Source organism: Metabacillus idriensis (genome assembly GCF_009674765.1).
GTDB classification, from domain to species: Bacteria; Bacillota; Bacilli; order Bacillales; family Bacillaceae; genus Bacillus_P; species Bacillus_P idriensis.
This window is the reverse complement of sequence record NZ_WKKF01000009.1, coordinates 106,214-122,904: the sequence shown is the minus strand read 5'-3', so window position 1 is coordinate 122,904 and position 16,691 is coordinate 106,214. Positions and strand designations below refer to the sequence as shown.

Here is a 16,691-nt window from a genome sequence, read left to right as displayed (position 1 = left end):
TATTTCTAATAATATTTTTAATATATACAATGACATATAAATTAATATTAAAAACAATATTTAAAACATTGTTAATTATGTATGTCACAACAATTTAAATATATATGTATAAGTTGACATTATTTCAAAAATATTAGTTATTTATATGTCAACACATATGAATAGACCACAAAGTCACTTTAAATATATATATTTTAGAAATTGATAAAAAGGAAATAAATCATTGAATTCAACAAAAAAATATGTGATAATTTATACTATAACATATACAACAACATATGTATTAATGTGAAAAAATCCTCAGTTACATTTGTTCGAATAAGGGAAAAAGAGGTGTTCAATTTGGTAGCAAAAATAGTAACATTTGGGATTAGCAAAGGCGGCTGTTCAAAGTCTACCAGCAGTGGTATAACAGCCTATCTTTTAAGCAAAGAAGAAAAGGTTCTAGCCATTGACATGGATGGTCAGGGGAATCTGACCAGCTTCTTAACCGGGGAATACGATATATGCAATGTCTTCGAGGAAAAAACCATTCTTGAAGCCATATTAGAAGAAGATGCTCGTTCTTATATCATTAAGATCCAAGAGAATTTAGATTTAATTCCGTCTAATGACTTCCTAGCAACACTACCAAGACGGATGTATGAAAAAGGATTGAAATTAGATGCCTTGCAAAAAGCGCTTGAGCCTGTGATGGAGGATTATGATTGGATCATAATCGATACACCTCCAGCATTATCTGAACAGACAGTCATGCCATTAAGTACATATTCAGAAGCTGGAAGTTACGCTGTAGTTATGTTTGATGGATCAATGTTTGCGTATTATGCTATCCCTAAATTTTTAGAGATTATTGAAGGTGCAAAAGAGCGATATAACCCAGCATTAGAAACTGCAGGTGTCTTATTCTCTTTAATTGATGCTAGAGCGAAAGAAAATGAAGTAATGGAAGAAGCCATTCAAGAAGATTACCCTGGACTAATGTTTAATTCAATCATTAGGAGAAAAGCATCTACGAGACGATTAGCCATTTCAGGTTTTGATGGTAATTCAGAATTAAAAAACGCATTAGAATATTACATACCATTTGTTAAGGAGCTGAAAGATCGTGTCAACCAAAAACAGCCTCAAAGATAAAATTAAAAAACCAAATGCTACACAAGCTTTTTTCAATTCATATGATACAGATAAAACAACTCCAGATGAAATAGATAACAAAGTTAATGACAACCTTAACAACAAAAACGTAAACAATAGCAACGACAAGAATGATAACAATAAGAATATTACTAATAACGTTGACAACAAAACATATGTCGATAATGACAACGTTGATATTGTTAATGCTGAAGTTAATGGTGATATCGACATTAATGATAACGACGATGATAATTATCTTCGTAATTTAGTCTCTGGAAAAAAGCCGACGAAGAAAAAAGCCAAAAAGGTTTTCACCTCTTTTTATATGGATCCTGACCTAGCTGCTGAAGTTGATAAAATTGCCTCTAGAGGAGAAAAAGGAGATAAATCAAAACTCATTAATGCAGCAATTAGAAAATTGTTAGAAGAATATGGTGTTATTCAAAAGTAATTTTGAGATTTTCATAAATAACAAACGAAAAAAGTGCAATCTTCAATGGGAGATTGCACTTTTTTGATGAATTGATATTTTGAATCACTGTCTATATTCTTATTCCGTACCGTCTGCAAACTTAATCTCAAGCTCCATTTTCTGATAGTCTTCTTTAAGTGAGAATGCTCTTACTTCATTCAGCACATCCTCATCAGCTGCGTCTTGATCAAACTTAAAATTCTTAAAAATTTCTTCAAGTTCTTTATATGCTTCATCGCCAGTTAATTCTTTGTTGTTAATCATATCAGTATGCATCCTTCTCATTATCATAATCAAAGTCTATCGACTTATTTTCAGGATACTCAACATCCATGTCAAAACTTGTGAATGGAAACTCTGCGTTTTCATTATTGTCTTATCCATATTATTAACAAAAACATATGTATCCATAGTAACAATGACATCTAAAATATAATTACATACATAGTTAAAAATGTATATAATTATATTATTAATTATATATTTGATATTAACAACAACATATATGTTATAAATAACATTAATGATAATAATGTGACATTACGTATTGTATAGGATGATTCGATGTTAATGCATTATTTATAACTGAGAGAAAAAGTAAATTGTTGTAAATATAAAACCCCAGAGAACTGAATCTCTGAGGTTTTATATTTAGATAGCCACCTTTTCATGTAATTCAATCCAACTCACTTGCTCAACCACAATTTCTTTCAAAGCAGCTTGGATTAACTGATCTTTTTCTCTTTCAGATAACCCCACAAATTCCTCTTCGTCAAAAGAAATGACAAAGTCATTTGGCATCTTGACCACCACTTTCATAGGATCCCTCATTTCAGGCGTATTGGTAAAAGATATTCAAACTCCGTTAACGTTATGACTGAACCCTTCAAATCTCATAACTTAAGATTGTCGAGAATATTCGTTATTTTCTATGAATCTTTTTTACAAGGAGCTAGCTTGTAAGATAGTGTATTTGCTAGCTCCTCACTATCATATGAAACGAACATTAAAAATAACCTCCCTCCTCCCTTTCATGATGCAGCAGCATCTTTGATGCACTGAACCACTTTTGATATTCAGAAAGTCTAAGAAAAAACCAGCCTTTCTGAAATAAAGAAAAGAGGGGAGGGGGCTTCTTAACGTGATTTTAAGTCCGCAAGTGTCATTGATTTATAGAAAAAAAGATTTAACAAGCTTGTCCATGCTTCCTTTCCTAAATCCAGACAGACCAAAAACACGAACATTTCCATTGTCCGCGGAAGGGTTTTACTGTAAAAAATCAAATGAAGTGCATCCAGTTTTTCTTTCTCACACCTTCAGTTTTTCTTTCTCACACCTTCACTTTTTCGACACGAGAGAAGATTGAAGTTTATTTACTGATTAAATCGCAAATTTCTTCTGAGTATCAATACAGTCATTAACAAAATCAAAACCTGGTATTTACCAAAGACTTCATTACGTAGAAGACAATCCTTATTAAATCAATAAGACCGGTTCTTTTCCGTGAAAAGTCTACATATCTTATAACATCACTGCACCACTCATTCACTTTTGGAGGTTGATATCAATGGCAAAAGTTAAAGTACCAAATAAATCAAAAAGCGCAAAAACAAAAGGATTAGGCGGAAAACGATGCTGCAGGTTTTCAATTTCAGTCAGCAATGATACGGAAAAGAAATTAGATGCCCTTGCAGTCAGTACCGGATTTTCCCGTTCAGAGCTTGCCGATTACCTTTTGCAGGCGTGTGTCAACTCGCCTGATTTTGTTTATGCCCTGCAGGAAAGATACAATGTTCATGAAAAATATAAAGTCTATCCTACAATTATCAGCGTAGGAGGAAAACAGCAAGTCGTTTACTAAACCATCCATCCGGGTGGCTTTTTTATTTTGCTTTTCTTTTTGGAGGGATGGCGAACTTCAGTCCTTGCTGGATCCATTTCATTTCAGTGTCATGGCAGCTTTTGCAAAGGCCATTGCGTTTATTGTATTGAGCTCGGTCTCTGACTCTCAGGTTCTTATCACATTTTCTGCATTCCATGATTCTCATTCTCCTTGATTCATAGTGTATTGGTATCACTATTGACCAAAAGAGATTGATTTATACATAGGAATGAGAATTTGTATTTTAATGGATAGAGGCATGAGGAACAAAAAAATTCTTCTGAAAGAAGGACTTGGGTAAATCATTTATTTAAAAATAAGGGGGGTATTAGGAGTATACCCGTTTTATTAATTTTATATACAAATAGATTTAGATAATTTTTTCAAAACTTAAATTCTGTCATAATCTTGAATTTCCATTGAATATTAGTCAGAACAACAGGTTTTATATTATTAATTTCAATGAAAAGCTTGGTAATATAAATCCTAATTTTCAAAAGATTGTAAAAATTATCTTGACTCCGCAAATCAGGGGAGCATATACTTTTTATATAGTTTGTTAGTAACCTTAACAAACAAAAGGCAGGTGAACGATGTGACATCTTTTTCAAAGGGAAAGGCAAGTCCTCCATTAATAAGAGAGTTAAATCGAAACTTAATATTACGAGAGCTTCGATCTCACCCACTCCAATCTCGTGCTGCTTTAGCAAAAAAAACAAAGCTCAGCAGACCAAGTGTGTCTGAGTTGATAAAAGAAATGATAAACGATGGAATGGTTCGCGAAGTAGGAATGGGAAATTCAACTTCAAACGGGGGCCGTAAACCTATTTTACTTGAGTACAATGCTCAATCTCATTTTGTTGGGGGAGCCATCTTACAAGATGGTTTGTTAAAGGTGACACTCGCTGACATGGATGGAAACTTAATCAAAACGGATAGTGAATCCATTCAAATGCCTATAAGCGACAACGAAATTATTACCGTTGTAGATTCAATGTTAACAAAAATTATCACCTCATTTTCAATATCCAAAAATCAGATTCTAGGTATAGTAATCGGCGTACCAGGAATCACCACAGAAACTGGGGAAGGAATAAGATATTCACCTGGAGTATCATGGTCGGACAATGATGTTGTAAGAGTATTTGAAAAGCAGATTGGTATTCCGGTTGTCATTGACAATGATGTAAATCTAATGACACTCGGAGAATTCCATAAAGGATTGGGTGTCAGTTATCAAAACACAATCTACTTATTTGCAGGAAACGGAATTGGAAGCGGTATCATTATTGACGGGGAATTTATTAGAGGTGCACATAAAGCTGCTGGAGAGATCGGATATATGCTGATCGGCAACACTTTAAATAAAAACTTAGACATGGGTGTTTTTGAATCAAATTATGGTACTGCTGGATTACTTCAAAGGATGGAGCGCTTAGGTTTACCCGTTGATTACAGTAAAAAGGCTATCTTTCAGCTGCAGCGCCTCTCTTTGAAAGATTCAACTGCAGAGGAGTTATTAAATGAACTTCTTGATAGCTGGACCATAGCCATTGTAAACCTAGCAAGCATCCTAGACCCTGATCTTATTATTCTCTCTGGCGAAATGTCTGACTTACACGATGAGTACCTGGAGTTATTAAAAAGAAACATCGAGAGATACATACCCAAATTGCCATCCATTTCACTAACGACACTTGGTTCTAAAGCCGGGCTATATGGTGCAATTCATCTTGCATTGGGGGAATTCACCCAGTTCGGCTATCAGAATAGATCATTATAATCTAGGAGGGGTAGACATGTTTAAGAAAAAGGGGTTAATTAGTTTACTTTTGGTTATGGTATTGGTCATCATTACTGCCTGTAGCAGCAATAGCAGTGGGGGAAGTGAATCAAAAGGAAACGGCAAAGAAAATGAAGGTGATACGGGTAAACTTGTCATCTATACAGCACGTGACCAAGCCGTTGTTGACAAGGTAGTCGGGATGTTCAACGAGAAATATCCAGATATAGAAGTTGAGACGCTGACAATGGGGGCACAACAAATCTTAGAGCGTGTACGCGGAGAGAAAGCAAATCCTCAGGCTGATTTTTGGTGGGGGGGAACCCAATCTTCTCTCATGGTAGCAGCGGATGAAGATCTACTTGCTGCATTTAAGCCATCTTTTGATGGTGTAATTGAAGACGAACATAAAGATGCAGAGGGCCGTTGGTATGGTGAAATGCTTTTGCCAGAGGTTATCATGATTAACAGTGAAGCTTTAAAGAAAGAAGATGCCCCTAAAGATTGGGATGACCTTCTAGATAAAGAGTGGAAGGACAAAATTGTTATTCGCGGTGTCATGGCTTCTGGAACGATGAGAACCATTTATTCGTCGATGATTTTCCGTGAAGGAGCAGATACTCCGGAGAAAGGTTATGAATGGCTTGAAAAGCTTGATGCTAATACCAAGGAGTATGCTCAAGACCCGACAAACTTATATTTAAAATTAGCTAGACAAGAAGGATTGATTTCTCTTTGGAACCTGCAGGATATTCTTCTTCAGAAAAATGAAAATAACCAGCCATTTGATTATGTTTATCCAGAAAGTGGTGCACCTATTTTAGTTGACGGAGTAGCTATGGTAGAAGGCGCTAAAAACAAGGCTAATGCAGAAAAATTCTATGAATTCTTATTCTCAAAAGAAACCAGAGCTGAACTTGCCGATGAATTATATCAAATTCCAACACGTACGGATATTGCAAAAGAAGATATGCCTGACTGGTATAAAGAGTTAGATCTGAAGGCCCTTGATATTGATTGGTCAGTAATGGCTGAAAAAGAAGCAGAGTGGATGCAGCATTGGGATGAAAACATTAAAGGAAAATAATAGAGGGAGAGAAATGATTTATTTTTATAACGGCTACATCCATTAATAAGCTGGCCTTGAGAAGATTGCAACACTCTCGAGGCCTCCTTTATTTCAAATAAAGAAGTTTTCATGAAAACGAGGTGCAAAAAAATGAAAAGCGTGAAGCTGGATAAAGTAAGCAAAATGTTTGGTAAAGCCCGTGGAGTTGAAAACGTCGATATCGATATAAAACCAGGGGAGTTCTTTACTTTCCTAGGACCTAGTGGGTGTGGCAAAACGACGACCCTGAGGATGATAGCCGGCTTCTATTTTCCATCGGAAGGAAAGGTGCTTTTTGATGATCAGGATGTAACCACCCTTCAGCCCAACAAAAGAAACATTGGAATGGTTTTTCAAAACTATGCATTATTCCCCCATATGACTGTTTTTGAAAATATTGCTTTTGGTCTCGAAGTCCGTAAGTTAAGCAAAACAGAAATAAGAAGAAAAGTAGAGAAAGCCCAATCGATGGTACATCTCGATCAATACGGTGAACGGAAAATAAATGAGTTATCAGGAGGACAGCAGCAGCGTGTTGCTCTTGCAAGAGCGCTCGTTATTGAACCAAACATTCTATTGCTCGATGAGCCTCTGTCAAATTTGGATGCGAAGTTGCGTGAAGAGACTCGCCTTGAAATTAAGCGTCTACAGCTGGAGCTTGGCGTAACAACTATCTATGTTACACACGATCAGACAGAAGCAATGGCAATGTCAGACCGTATCATGGTCATGAACAATGGGGTTGTACAGCAAATTGGAGCTCCTGAAGAAATCTATAACAGACCAATCAACAAATTCGTTGCATCTTTTATCGGGGAATCCAATGTACTGGACGCGACTATTGATCAAATATCTGAAAACGGCATAACAGCTAAAACGTCAGGCGGATTGAATTTTAAGGGTCTGCTCAAAAATTCATCACCGAACGTCTCCTTTCGTACAGGTGAGCCTATTAAACTATCAATACGCCCAGAAGCACTGGCAGAAGGGCCAGGGCCAAATCAATTCAGTGCAGAAGTTCAGTTTGTCGAATTTACAGGTGTGACTATTAACTATATTGTAAAAGCAAATGAAACAACGTTTAAGGTAATGGTTGTCAACAAAGGGAACAAGGTGATGAGTCGGGGTGAAAAAATCATGCTCCACATTCCCGAAAGAAGTATTTATTTTATTGGAGAATAGGAGGTGACAACGCATGGCATCCATCGGAGATTTTTCGAAAAAAGAAACCTCATGGTCACGGCTTACACGTTCGAAATACTTTATTTATGTTTTGATATCTCCCCTCTTTTTAATTCTGCTGGCATATGTTATTTATCCATTTTATCAAACGTTCATGGAGAGCTTCTCAAGCACTGATGGTTCATTTACTAACTATAAAAAGTTTTTCAGCCTTGAAAGCACAGCGAATCTGGAAGCATTGTGGAACAGTGTGTACATATCCGTTTTAAGCGTCATCACGTGTGCTGTCGTCGGTGTAGCGATGGCCTTCTTACTGGAACGATATGAATTTCCAGGTAGAAAGATTTTATCAGTGCTTGTACTTGTTCCTATGGCATTACCGCCTTTGGTGGGGGTACTTTCGTTTACATTCTTATATGGAGAAAGCGGAATTTTCCCTCGTGCCGTTCAAGAGCTGTTCAATTTAGACAGTGTGCCTTTCTCTTTAAAAGGAATTACGGGAGTAATTGTCGTCCATACATTCACAATGTACACTTATTTCTACCTAACGGCTTCAGCCGCAATTAAAGGTCTTGATCCTTCCTTAGAGGAGGCTGCTACAAGCTTGGGCTCTGGACGAATTCGGATTTGGTTAAAGGTCATTTTGCCAATGCTTACCCCTGCTCTGGTTGCATCATCCTTGCTTGTTTTTATGATAGCAATGGCTTCTTATACTGCCCCATTGATATTCGGTGTTGAGCGCACAATGACGATGCAGATTTATCTATCTAGAACTAATGGGAACCTTGATATGGCTGCCACTCAGTCTACCATTCTATCGTTTGTTTCGATTTCATTTCTTATTTTGATGAGATGGTATCAAAACAAACGAAACTACCAAAATCAAAGTAAAGGGATCAGCGTCCACCGGACAGAAGTACGCTCCTCCTTTATGAAGTATTTCTCTATGATACTTTCAATTATAGGAGTAATCGTTCTCTTATTACCAATTCTTGTCTTAGTTCTTATCTCTTTTTCAGTAGATGGAACATGGACGATTCAAGTTTTACCACCTGCTTATACCTTTGAACATTATGTAGCGCTTTTTACAGACGAACGAACGTGGCGGCCAATTTGGAATTCAATTCAAATGAGCTTTGTAGCCACCATAGGAAATATCATTTTCGGTGTAGCAGCAGCTTATGTTATGGTCCGGACTAAATTTAAAGGAAAAACAGTTTTAGACATTTTGATAATGGTCCCTTGGGCGCTGCCCGGTACAGTTGTAGCGGTTAATCTTATTGCCGCATTCAGCGAACCAACTGTATTCAGCTTCAATCAAGTGCTGATCGGGACATTTTGGATTTTACCACTTGCTTACTTTGTCAGGCATCTGCCACTCATTTTTAGATCAACATCTGCAAGTTTGATGCAAATGGATCAGTCGATTGAAGAAGCTGCACGGAGTCTTGGAGCTAATTGGGTTACTTCATTTAGAAGAATTGTCCTGCCAATGACCATGACTGGGATTCTTGCAGGCACGTTGCTCGCATTTGTACAGGGTATCGGTGAATTTGTCGCTTCCATTTTAATATATAGCACATCGACTATGCCCTTATCTGTTGCAATATTCCAAAAAATGTACGCCTTTCAATTTGGGACGGCCTGTGCATACGGCGTGTTGCAGATCCTATTGATTCTTATCGTTTTGTTCGTCTCGCAAAAGTTGACTAATGGAAAAGCTGGATCTGCAATGTAAGGGGGGAAAGAAAATGAAAGCACTTGAGTTACATGGAAGGCAACTTGATGAATTGAAACAAGCTTCCTTTATGGTATTGCCACTTGGTAGCTTTGAATACCACGGCCCTCATTCGCCCTATGGTACGGATATTATTCTTGCTGAAAGCTTTGGAAATTTAATTAAAAAGGACCTTGGTGGTATTGTCTATCCAGCAGTTCCATACTCATCCTGTCCAGGAAAAACGGCTAAATATCCAGGAACGATTTCCATTCGGCCATCCATCATGCTTGAATACTTATCGGATATATTAGAGGGAATACTCAAACTTGGTATACACAGGATTATTCTCCTAAATGCGCATGATGCTAACATGGGACTATCCCGATCGGTCGCGGAATATATAACTATTCGTCATCCAAACGCAAAGTTTCTATTGATAAACTGGTGGCAAATGGTTGAAATTGAGAAAGCTGAAGAACTAGGATTTATAGGCACGAGTGGAAGAGGACATGGAGGTCCATTTGAAATGTCTGTGGTAAAGGCATTCAGGCCTGATCTAGTAAACGTGGAACAAGAAGATAATGAGTTCAATGAGACAAACAAGTATTCAACCCTCCCATATATAACCGTTGAGGGAAGACCTGAGAATTGGGATGGTTATACAGGATTAATTGGACAAACAGGTCAGGATAAGGGAGAAGTAATTGCCAGAGCAGCGGCCGATAACATGAATAAGCTGATAGAAAATTGGCTTATCGGAACCGGGAAAGGAGATTGACATGGATATAACATTGAGAAATCAAATTATTGAATTCGAAGGAGAATCGTTTCCCTCAAAATCTTATACATCAATGGTTTTAAAACCAGCTTACAATGAGGCCAAACAGAATTTTTTAAAGTCAATGCTTCAAATTCACACAGCTCATCTAGTAATGCTTCAAGAGCAGGGTCTAGTTACTGAGGAAGAAGCAAAGAAAATTGGTCAGGCAGTTGGCGATATAGAAATTGAAAAACTTCAAAAAGGGGAATACGATCCACGGTTTGAGGATCTTTTCTTCCAAGTGGAGCACAACCTGATTGAGCAGGCTGGAGATATTGCGGGTAACCTTCATATCGGACGGAGCCGCAACGACATGGGCATCGCCATTTATCGTATGACCCTTAGAGAGAAAATTTTAGATCTCCTTGAAGGGGCTTTGCATTTAAGGGAATCATTGATCGAACTCTCAAAAGAACATATCGATACCATCATGATTGGTTATACACATACACAACAGGCTCAGCCGACAACACTGGGACATTATTTCAACGCCATGACTGATATGCTTACACGTGACATTACACGTCTTCAATCGGCATACAAAACAGTTAACCGAAGCAGCATGGGTGCTGCAGCCCTCACTACATCCGGCTTTCCAATCAGCCGCAGCCGCATGCAGGAGCTGCTTGGATTTGAAGATATAATTGATAATGCTTGGGATGCCGTTTCAGGTGCGGATTACATTATGGAAACAGCCACTGCTGTACAAATTGCCGCACTAAATCTAGGAAGGTCCACACAAGATTTCTTGTTATGGGGTACTCAGGAATTTGCAGCGTTTCGACTTGCAGCCCCTTATGTTCAAATCAGTTCCATCATGCCACAAAAGCGAAATCCAGTTTCCATTGAACATATGAGAGCCCTCTTATCCGGTGTAGCCGGTGATGCACAGACTGTCCTCACAATGGTGCACAATACACCTTTTGGGGATATTGTAGACACTGAAGATGACATGCAGCCATACCTATGGAAAGCAATGGATCGTCTAAAAGGAATATATCATCTGCTCTCAAGTGTTTTGCTGACTATGAATGTAGACAAGGACCTTTTGTTAAACCGAGCTAAAGAAAGTTTTGCAAACGTTACTGAGCTTGCAGATACCATTGTTCGAGAAGACGGCCTCTCTTTCCGCCAATCACACCATATTGTTAGCGGTGCCGTCACGTCGCTCACTCAAGCAGGGAAAGATTCTCTGAGAGATCTTACTCTTGCGCTAGTGAACGAGCATGCTGAACAAGTTATTGGAAAACCATTAACTCTAACGGAAGATGTCTTTAAGAATGCATTAAATCCCGTCTATTTTGTCCATGTACGGATTTTACCTGGAGGACCTGCGCCTAGCAGAATGACAACTACTTTGAAAAATAAGAAAGAAGAACAGAAACAGTTACAAGGTTGGATGAAAAGCAAGAAAGAAGCCCTGGAACAGTATGAGCAGATATTAAAAGTGTATGTTCAGCAGTGGGCTCAAAAAGGTGAATAATGCAGCGTTTCCCCTCTTAGCTGTAGATGGAGGGGGAACGAAGACACTTGCTGTCATAACTGATTCCAAAGGGAATGTAATGGGAATTGGTCGATCACATGCTTCAAACTATCAGGTAGCAGGTATTAAAGGAGCTAATAATGCCCTATTTGAGGCTATCAATGAAGTGTTATTAAAAGTCTGCGAGAAGAAAGAAATGGTTAAATTTCAAACGGGTGTTTTTGCCTTGGCAGGTATTGATACTTCTGAAGACAGAGATGTAGTAAAGCGAATGGTTAACGACGTTTGTCACAGAACCGGCATCTATTTTGAGAAACTTATTGTGGAGAATGATGCCCTTTCTACTTTGATTGGAGCCACATCTAACCAACCCGGGGCTCTAGTGATATCGGGGACGGGGTCCATTGCATTTGCCCATAATGGAAGGGGCGAATACGTCCGCGCAGGAGGATGGGGTCATAAAGTCGGTGATGAGGGAAGTGGCTATTGGATTGGAATGGAAGCAATTCGTGCAATCTTAAAAATGAGTGATGGACGCGGACCAAATACGCTATTAAAAGATAGAGTTTTAGAGGCAATCAACCTGCCAACAGTTGAATCCCTTTATAACTGGGTGTATGGTACAAAAAGCTCCGTGGACACAATAGGTGCAATCGCTCAGATCGTAGAAGCATGTACAGTGGAAGGAGATGCCGTTTCCAAAAACATTCTAGATTCAGCGACTGATGAACTCTTTTCATTGCTGTATACTGTCATGGATAAAACATTGGACGCTGATGAAAAGATTACTATCGTACTCCAAGGTGGCATTCTTAAGCATAATCAATATATCCAAAAACAGTTAGGGGATAAAGTGAAAGGTCAATTTCCAAATAGTCGGTTGATTCTGGCCAACCTGGAACCCTTTGAGTACATTGTTCAGAGAGGGCTGTTGAACAATTCGAATATAGATATTTAAAAAAGAACCTGCTTTGAGATGACTGATCGCAAAAAGCAGGTTCTTTTTTGTTAATACGTTGAAGATATAGAAAACCATATTTATGAATATTGAATAATACTATCGAATTCTCTCAAGAAAAGGGATACAGCACCGAGTGGTCCAGATTTTTCACCTAAAAAGGAGCACTTCAGTTCTACCGTGCTTGGAAGGTACTGCTCTATTATTTCTTTCAGTCTTGGCAGGATCAGCTCTGATGATTTTAGCACGCCTCCGCCCAAAATAATAACCTCAGGGTTCAGCAGACTAGCAGCATTAATAATGCCATATGCTAAATGTTCATTAGCTTCATTTATAACAGAGAGAGCAACTTTATCCCCACATTTAGCTGCCTTAAACGCGTCTTCTCCGGTTAATCCAGAAGACAGAGCCAGCTCATGCATAGGATGGTCAGAGATTTCTTTGATTCTATCAGTAAATTTGTTGCCAATGGATTTCCCCCCAGCAATGCTCTCCAGATAACCATAATGGTTAAAAGTAGGTTTGAAATCAGCCTTCAAATCGTTTTTATCCGTGACCATATATCCGATTTCCCCGGCAGCACATGAAGAGCCGCGGTATAGCTGATTGTTGATAATAATCCCACTGCCAATACCGGTACCAACTGATATGTAAAGAACATTCCTTTTGTTCCTGGCATTGCCAAGCCACTGTTCTCCCAGACATGCAACATTGACATCGTTATCAACGAACACAGGAAAAGAAAAATATTGCTTGCTTTCTTCAATAAAAGGGTACTTAACCCAATTTAAACTGGGTGCTTCTATTACTAACCCACTAGAAGTGTTTGTAGTTCCAGGAACACCAACGCCCATACCCAACACTTGAGTAACGTCGATATTATGGTTTTTCATCATATTATCAACTGTTTTTGCTAACTGTTTAAGCAATCCAGAGGCTAAATATTTTTGGGTTGCGTAACTGTTGAACGCAATTATGTTACCTCCAAGGTCACATATGACCGTTCTCACATTGGTACCACCAATATCGGTTCCAATGATATAAGCTGCCTTTTCGTTAAAATAGAGTTGAATCGGCCTCCTGCCACCTTGTGAAGAGGATTCACCGATACCTTTTTCAAAAACCCAATTTTCTTGGATTAGTTCGTCAACTAACAATGAAACAGTGGGCTTGCTTATTTTCGTTTTGACAGCTATTTCTGCTCTAGAAATAGGAGATTGATCCTTAATGCATTGAAGAATACATTTTTTATTGAAAGATTTCATTTGCATTGGAATTCCCTTAAAAGTCATTACATCACGGCCTCAACTTATCTGAATAGAGTTTATTTAATTAAAATATAACTCAAAATCTCCGTGTTTACAAAAATTATCCCTACTAAATATGTTGGAATAATCGCCCAGTTTTTTAAGTGGCAAACTATCGTTTTGAAGTTTTTTGAAAATAAAGAGTATTTACAATATTATCCCTTTGTGGTTATCATTAGGTAAGGTCTTACACCTCAAGTTAGTTAGGTAGTCTTACTAACCTACTAAATACCCATGAAGAAAGGAGTACCTTATTACACTGTTAAAACAAAATAATGAAAGGGGTTACGGACATTGAAAAAGTTTATAGTAGCATTACTCTCCATTATCCTTGTTATATCCACACTGCAAATCAGAGGCCATGCAAGTGCCTCACAAGAAGAGCCGGATGTAGAGCTGTGGAATACACTCAAACCACTTGAAACAACGGTCACCTTTTTAAATACAGGTGCCCATCCAGATGATGAAAGAAGTGACTTTTTAGCATACTTATCAAGAGGGCTTGGCGTTACAACCTCAAGTCTCATAGCTAACCGTGGCGAAGGCGGACAGAATGAAATCGGAAACGAATTAGACAACGCCCTTGGGATTATTCGTTCTAGAGAAATGATTGAGGCGTCGAAAATTACGGGTGTTAAAGCATATCATCTGAGTGAAACGACTTCAGACCCTATATACGATTTTGGCTTCTCAAAAACACCTGAAGAAACCTTAGCAAAATGGGGAGAGGACCTTACCTACGAACGATTAATTCGTTTTATTCGTACGTATCAGCCAGATATTCTTATGCCGTCTTTTAGAAATGACCACACTCAGCACGGTCATCATAGAGCAATGGAAATTCTAAGTGAACGGGCCTTTGAAGATGCCGCAAATCCTAAAGTATATCCACAACAGTTAAAAGAAGGATTATCTGTATGGCAGGTGAAAAAATTATTTTTACCGGCAGAATCTCCACAAACAGCTACTACCTCTATTGAGATCGGAATGTTCGATCCTATCTACAACATGACCTATCCTCAGCTAGGAGAAGAATCTCGTTACATGCATAAGAGTCAAGGCATGGGGAATGACATTCCTGCAGCTCCTAGACAAACCCATCTAGAATTACTTAAAACTTCAGTAGATACAAAAGATAGCAAAGAATTGTTCGCAGGAGTCCCATATGACCTGACAGAATGGGCACTTGCCCTTCCTAAAAAAGAAAAATCAACCGGAGTCCATTTAAGTAAGCTTCAGAAAAATTTAGACTCCATCGTATCCGCTTACCCTAATAGAAACAAGATTTTTACAAAAACACAAACTGCATTAAAAGATGTGCGTAAGCTGATAAAGAAAACAAAGAAAGCGAAGCTTGATGAAAAACTAAAGAAAGATCTTCTTCACAAGCTTTCCATTAAAGAAAATCAACTGGAAACGGTAAGTTTTGTTTCTTCTAATCTTGAAGTTTCTGCTGAAGCAGAATCAAACGTCTTAACAAAAGGGCAAAAAACATTTGTGGAAATCACCCTTAAAAATGGAGGAGAACAAATCCTTAAAGACATCGATCTTTCTTTAGCCGTTCCTAAGGGATGGAAAGCATCGGCGAAAAATAATGTGAAGGATCTTTCTCCTGGAAAGACAGCGAAAATCATCTACAAAGTTGACGTGCCTAAAAACGCAAAGGATTTTCATGCTTATGACGAACCTGCAATACGCGTCAATATTGATTTTAAAAATCGCGGAACCAAGACTGAACATACAGAAGAGTTAGAGGAGACAGTGGCTGTTCTTCCAGATCTTTCTCCCACAATGTCCCCTAAAGACGTTGTAGTGAATACCGCAGACGTACCAGAGGAAATGCCCGTGAAAGTGAAGGTTAAAAACTATCACAGCGGAGAAATCCAATCATCAATTTCATTAAACATCCCTGATGGCTGGAGAGCAACACCGAATAAAGCAGCAGTCAACTTCAGTAAACAGTTTGAGGAAAAAGAAGTAGCATTCAAGTTAATTCCTCCTAAAGGAATTACTGAAGATGAATTTGATATTGAGGCAAAAGCAGCAGCGAACGGAAAAACTTACAATTCTACCATCCAAGAAATAAGCTATGATCACATAGGAACTTTCTATTATCAGTATCCTGCACAAATAGATGGAGTTGCCTTCGAACTACTGCAGCAGCCTAACCTAAAAATAGGCTACATTGATAGTGGGTTTGACACCATTGCGGATTCTTTGACAAATACAGGGTTAAACATTACAAAACTGACTGAATCAGACCTTGCAAGTGGTGATTTGAGTCAATACGATACAATTGTTACAGGAATCAGGGCTTACCTTTCAAGAGAAGACCTAAAAGCCAATAACGCACGCCTCATGAAATATGTAGAAGAGGGCGGGCACCTTGTCGTTCAATACCATAAGCCAAGCGATGGGTGGGATGCCATGACGACAGCTCCGTATCCATTGACTATTGGAAATCCTTCTATTCGTTGGAGGGTTACAGATGAGAACGCGACTGTAAATGTACTTCAACCAGAATCACCACTTTTCAACTATCCTAACAAAATTACAGAAAAGGACTGGGAAGGATGGGTTCAAGAGCGAGGTCTTTATTATCCAATGAAATGGGACGATCGTTTTGAGACTTTCGTTAGCATGGCTGACCCTAACGAGGAACCATTCGATGGCGGAATTCTTATGGCTGATTACGGTGAAGGAACCTATCTTTATACCAACTTAGTATTCTATCGCCAAATTCAAGGCCAAGTTCCAGGAGGGTATAGAATTTTCACCAATCTTATCAGTTACGGAGCAAATAAGTAAAACTTAAAATATACTGATCAAATGAAGA

15 protein-coding genes are annotated in these 16,691 nt (G+C 38.4%); 11 read left to right on the top strand and 4 right to left on the bottom strand.

The annotated features are described in order from the left end of the window. The first annotated feature begins 342 nt into the window (after positions 1-342). Positions 343-1,137: a ParA family protein gene (locus GJU41_RS19770; RefSeq protein ID WP_154319344.1), complete on the top strand. Its 795-nt coding sequence runs from the start codon at positions 343-345 to the stop codon at positions 1,135-1,137. Continuing rightward, positions 1,109-1,591 carry a ribbon-helix-helix domain-containing protein gene (locus GJU41_RS19765; protein ID WP_154319343.1) on the top strand — a complete coding sequence of 161 codons (483 nt, stop codon included), beginning with the start codon at positions 1,109-1,111 and terminating at the stop codon, positions 1,589-1,591. Before GJU41_RS19770 ends, GJU41_RS19765 begins: the two co-directional genes overlap by 29 nt. A gap of 99 nt (positions 1,592-1,690) precedes the next feature. Here GJU41_RS19765 and GJU41_RS19760 read toward each other — a convergent pair whose 3' ends face one another. Continuing rightward, complete coding sequence (locus tag GJU41_RS19760; protein WP_170292851.1) at positions 1,691-1,876, bottom strand: YusW family protein; 186 nt, start codon at positions 1,874-1,876, stop codon at positions 1,691-1,693. A gap of 387 nt (positions 1,877-2,263) precedes the next feature. Then, positions 2,264-2,431 (bottom strand): DUF7167 family protein, encoded by a 168-nt coding sequence (locus GJU41_RS19755; protein WP_154319341.1) that lies wholly within the window; start codon positions 2,429-2,431, stop codon positions 2,264-2,266. A 748-nt stretch (positions 2,432-3,179) separates the two neighbouring features. Between GJU41_RS19755 and GJU41_RS19750 the strand changes: the two genes are divergently transcribed. After that, positions 3,180-3,473, top strand: a complete 294-nt coding sequence (locus GJU41_RS19750) for a ribbon-helix-helix domain-containing protein (RefSeq protein ID WP_070874609.1) — start codon at positions 3,180-3,182, stop codon at positions 3,471-3,473. A gap of 22 nt (positions 3,474-3,495) precedes the next feature. Here the strand turns inward: GJU41_RS19750 and GJU41_RS19745 are convergent, their stop codons facing one another. Beyond that, positions 3,496-3,651 carry a hypothetical protein gene (locus tag GJU41_RS19745; protein ID WP_154319340.1) on the bottom strand — a complete coding sequence of 52 codons (156 nt, stop codon included), beginning with the start codon at positions 3,649-3,651 and terminating at the stop codon, positions 3,496-3,498. 429 nt (positions 3,652-4,080) lie between these two features. Between GJU41_RS19745 and GJU41_RS19740 the strand changes: the two genes are divergently transcribed. The 7 genes from GJU41_RS19740 to GJU41_RS19710 all read left to right on the top strand — a co-directional run bounded on the left by GJU41_RS19740 (position 4,081) and on the right by GJU41_RS19710 (position 12,548). Continuing rightward, positions 4,081-5,277, top strand: a complete 1,197-nt coding sequence (locus tag GJU41_RS19740) for an ROK family transcriptional regulator (RefSeq protein WP_346265504.1) — start codon at positions 4,081-4,083, stop codon at positions 5,275-5,277. Positions 5,278-5,293: 16 nt separating this feature from the next. After that, positions 5,294-6,364, top strand: a complete 1,071-nt coding sequence (locus GJU41_RS19735; RefSeq protein ID WP_154319338.1) for an extracellular solute-binding protein — start codon at positions 5,294-5,296, stop codon at positions 6,362-6,364. A gap of 132 nt (positions 6,365-6,496) precedes the next feature. Further along, entirely contained in the window at positions 6,497-7,567 is a 1,071-nt protein-coding gene (locus GJU41_RS19730) for an ABC transporter ATP-binding protein (RefSeq protein WP_154319337.1), read from the top strand. Between the two features lie 13 nt (positions 7,568-7,580). Continuing rightward, positions 7,581-9,305 (top strand): ABC transporter permease, encoded by a 1,725-nt coding sequence (locus GJU41_RS19725; protein WP_154319336.1) that lies wholly within the window; start codon positions 7,581-7,583, stop codon positions 9,303-9,305. 13 nt (positions 9,306-9,318) lie between these two features. Beyond that, positions 9,319-10,065 (top strand): creatininase family protein, encoded by a 747-nt coding sequence (locus GJU41_RS19720; protein ID WP_154319335.1) that lies wholly within the window; start codon positions 9,319-9,321, stop codon positions 10,063-10,065. A 1-nt stretch (position 10,066) separates the two neighbouring features. Next, positions 10,067-11,590 (top strand): argininosuccinate lyase, encoded by a 1,524-nt coding sequence (gene argH, locus GJU41_RS19715; RefSeq protein WP_154319334.1) that lies wholly within the window; start codon positions 10,067-10,069, stop codon positions 11,588-11,590. Next, the gene (locus tag GJU41_RS19710; RefSeq protein ID WP_170292849.1) at positions 11,583-12,548 is read left to right on the top strand and encodes a BadF/BadG/BcrA/BcrD ATPase family protein; all 966 of its coding nucleotides are present in this window, start codon (positions 11,583-11,585) and stop codon (positions 12,546-12,548) included. Before argH ends, GJU41_RS19710 begins: the two co-directional genes overlap by 8 nt. Before the next feature lie 80 nt (positions 12,549-12,628). On the opposite strand, the gene GJU41_RS19705 is transcribed toward GJU41_RS19710, so the two are convergent. Further along, positions 12,629-13,819, bottom strand: coding sequence for an ROK family transcriptional regulator (locus GJU41_RS19705; RefSeq protein WP_154319332.1), 1,191 nt, complete (start codon positions 13,817-13,819; stop codon positions 12,629-12,631). Positions 13,820-14,149: 330 nt separating this feature from the next. Between GJU41_RS19705 and GJU41_RS19700 the strand changes: the two genes are divergently transcribed. Then, a complete protein-coding gene (locus tag GJU41_RS19700) occupies positions 14,150-16,663 on the top strand; it encodes a PIG-L family deacetylase (RefSeq protein ID WP_154319331.1) in 2,514 nt (837 codons plus the stop codon). Positions 16,664-16,691: the final 28 nt, after the last annotated feature.

Bases quoted from the DNA above. Each gene is read 5' to 3' on its own strand.
- GJU41_RS19730 (WP_154319337.1), top strand. From the start codon at position 6,497: ATGAAAAGCGTGAAGCTGGATAAAGTAAGCAAAATGTTTGGTAAAGCC.
- GJU41_RS19705 (WP_154319332.1), bottom strand. From the start codon at position 13,819: ATGCAAATGAAATCTTTCAATAAAAAATGTATTCTTCAATGCATTAAG.
- GJU41_RS19720 (WP_154319335.1), top strand. From the start codon at position 9,319: ATGAAAGCACTTGAGTTACATGGAAGGCAACTTGATGAATTGAAACAA.
- GJU41_RS19750 (WP_070874609.1), top strand. From the start codon at position 3,180: ATGGCAAAAGTTAAAGTACCAAATAAATCAAAAAGCGCAAAAACAAAA.
- GJU41_RS19745 (WP_154319340.1), bottom strand. From the start codon at position 3,651: ATGGAATGCAGAAAATGTGATAAGAACCTGAGAGTCAGAGACCGAGCT.
- GJU41_RS19735 (WP_154319338.1), top strand. From the start codon at position 5,294: ATGTTTAAGAAAAAGGGGTTAATTAGTTTACTTTTGGTTATGGTATTG.
- GJU41_RS19760 (WP_170292851.1), bottom strand. From the start codon at position 1,876: ATGATTAACAACAAAGAATTAACTGGCGATGAAGCATATAAAGAACTT.
- argH (WP_154319334.1), top strand. From the start codon at position 10,067: ATGGATATAACATTGAGAAATCAAATTATTGAATTCGAAGGAGAATCG.
- GJU41_RS19725 (WP_154319336.1), top strand. From the start codon at position 7,581: ATGGCATCCATCGGAGATTTTTCGAAAAAAGAAACCTCATGGTCACGG.
- GJU41_RS19755 (WP_154319341.1), bottom strand. From the start codon at position 2,431: ATGAAAGTGGTGGTCAAGATGCCAAATGACTTTGTCATTTCTTTTGAC.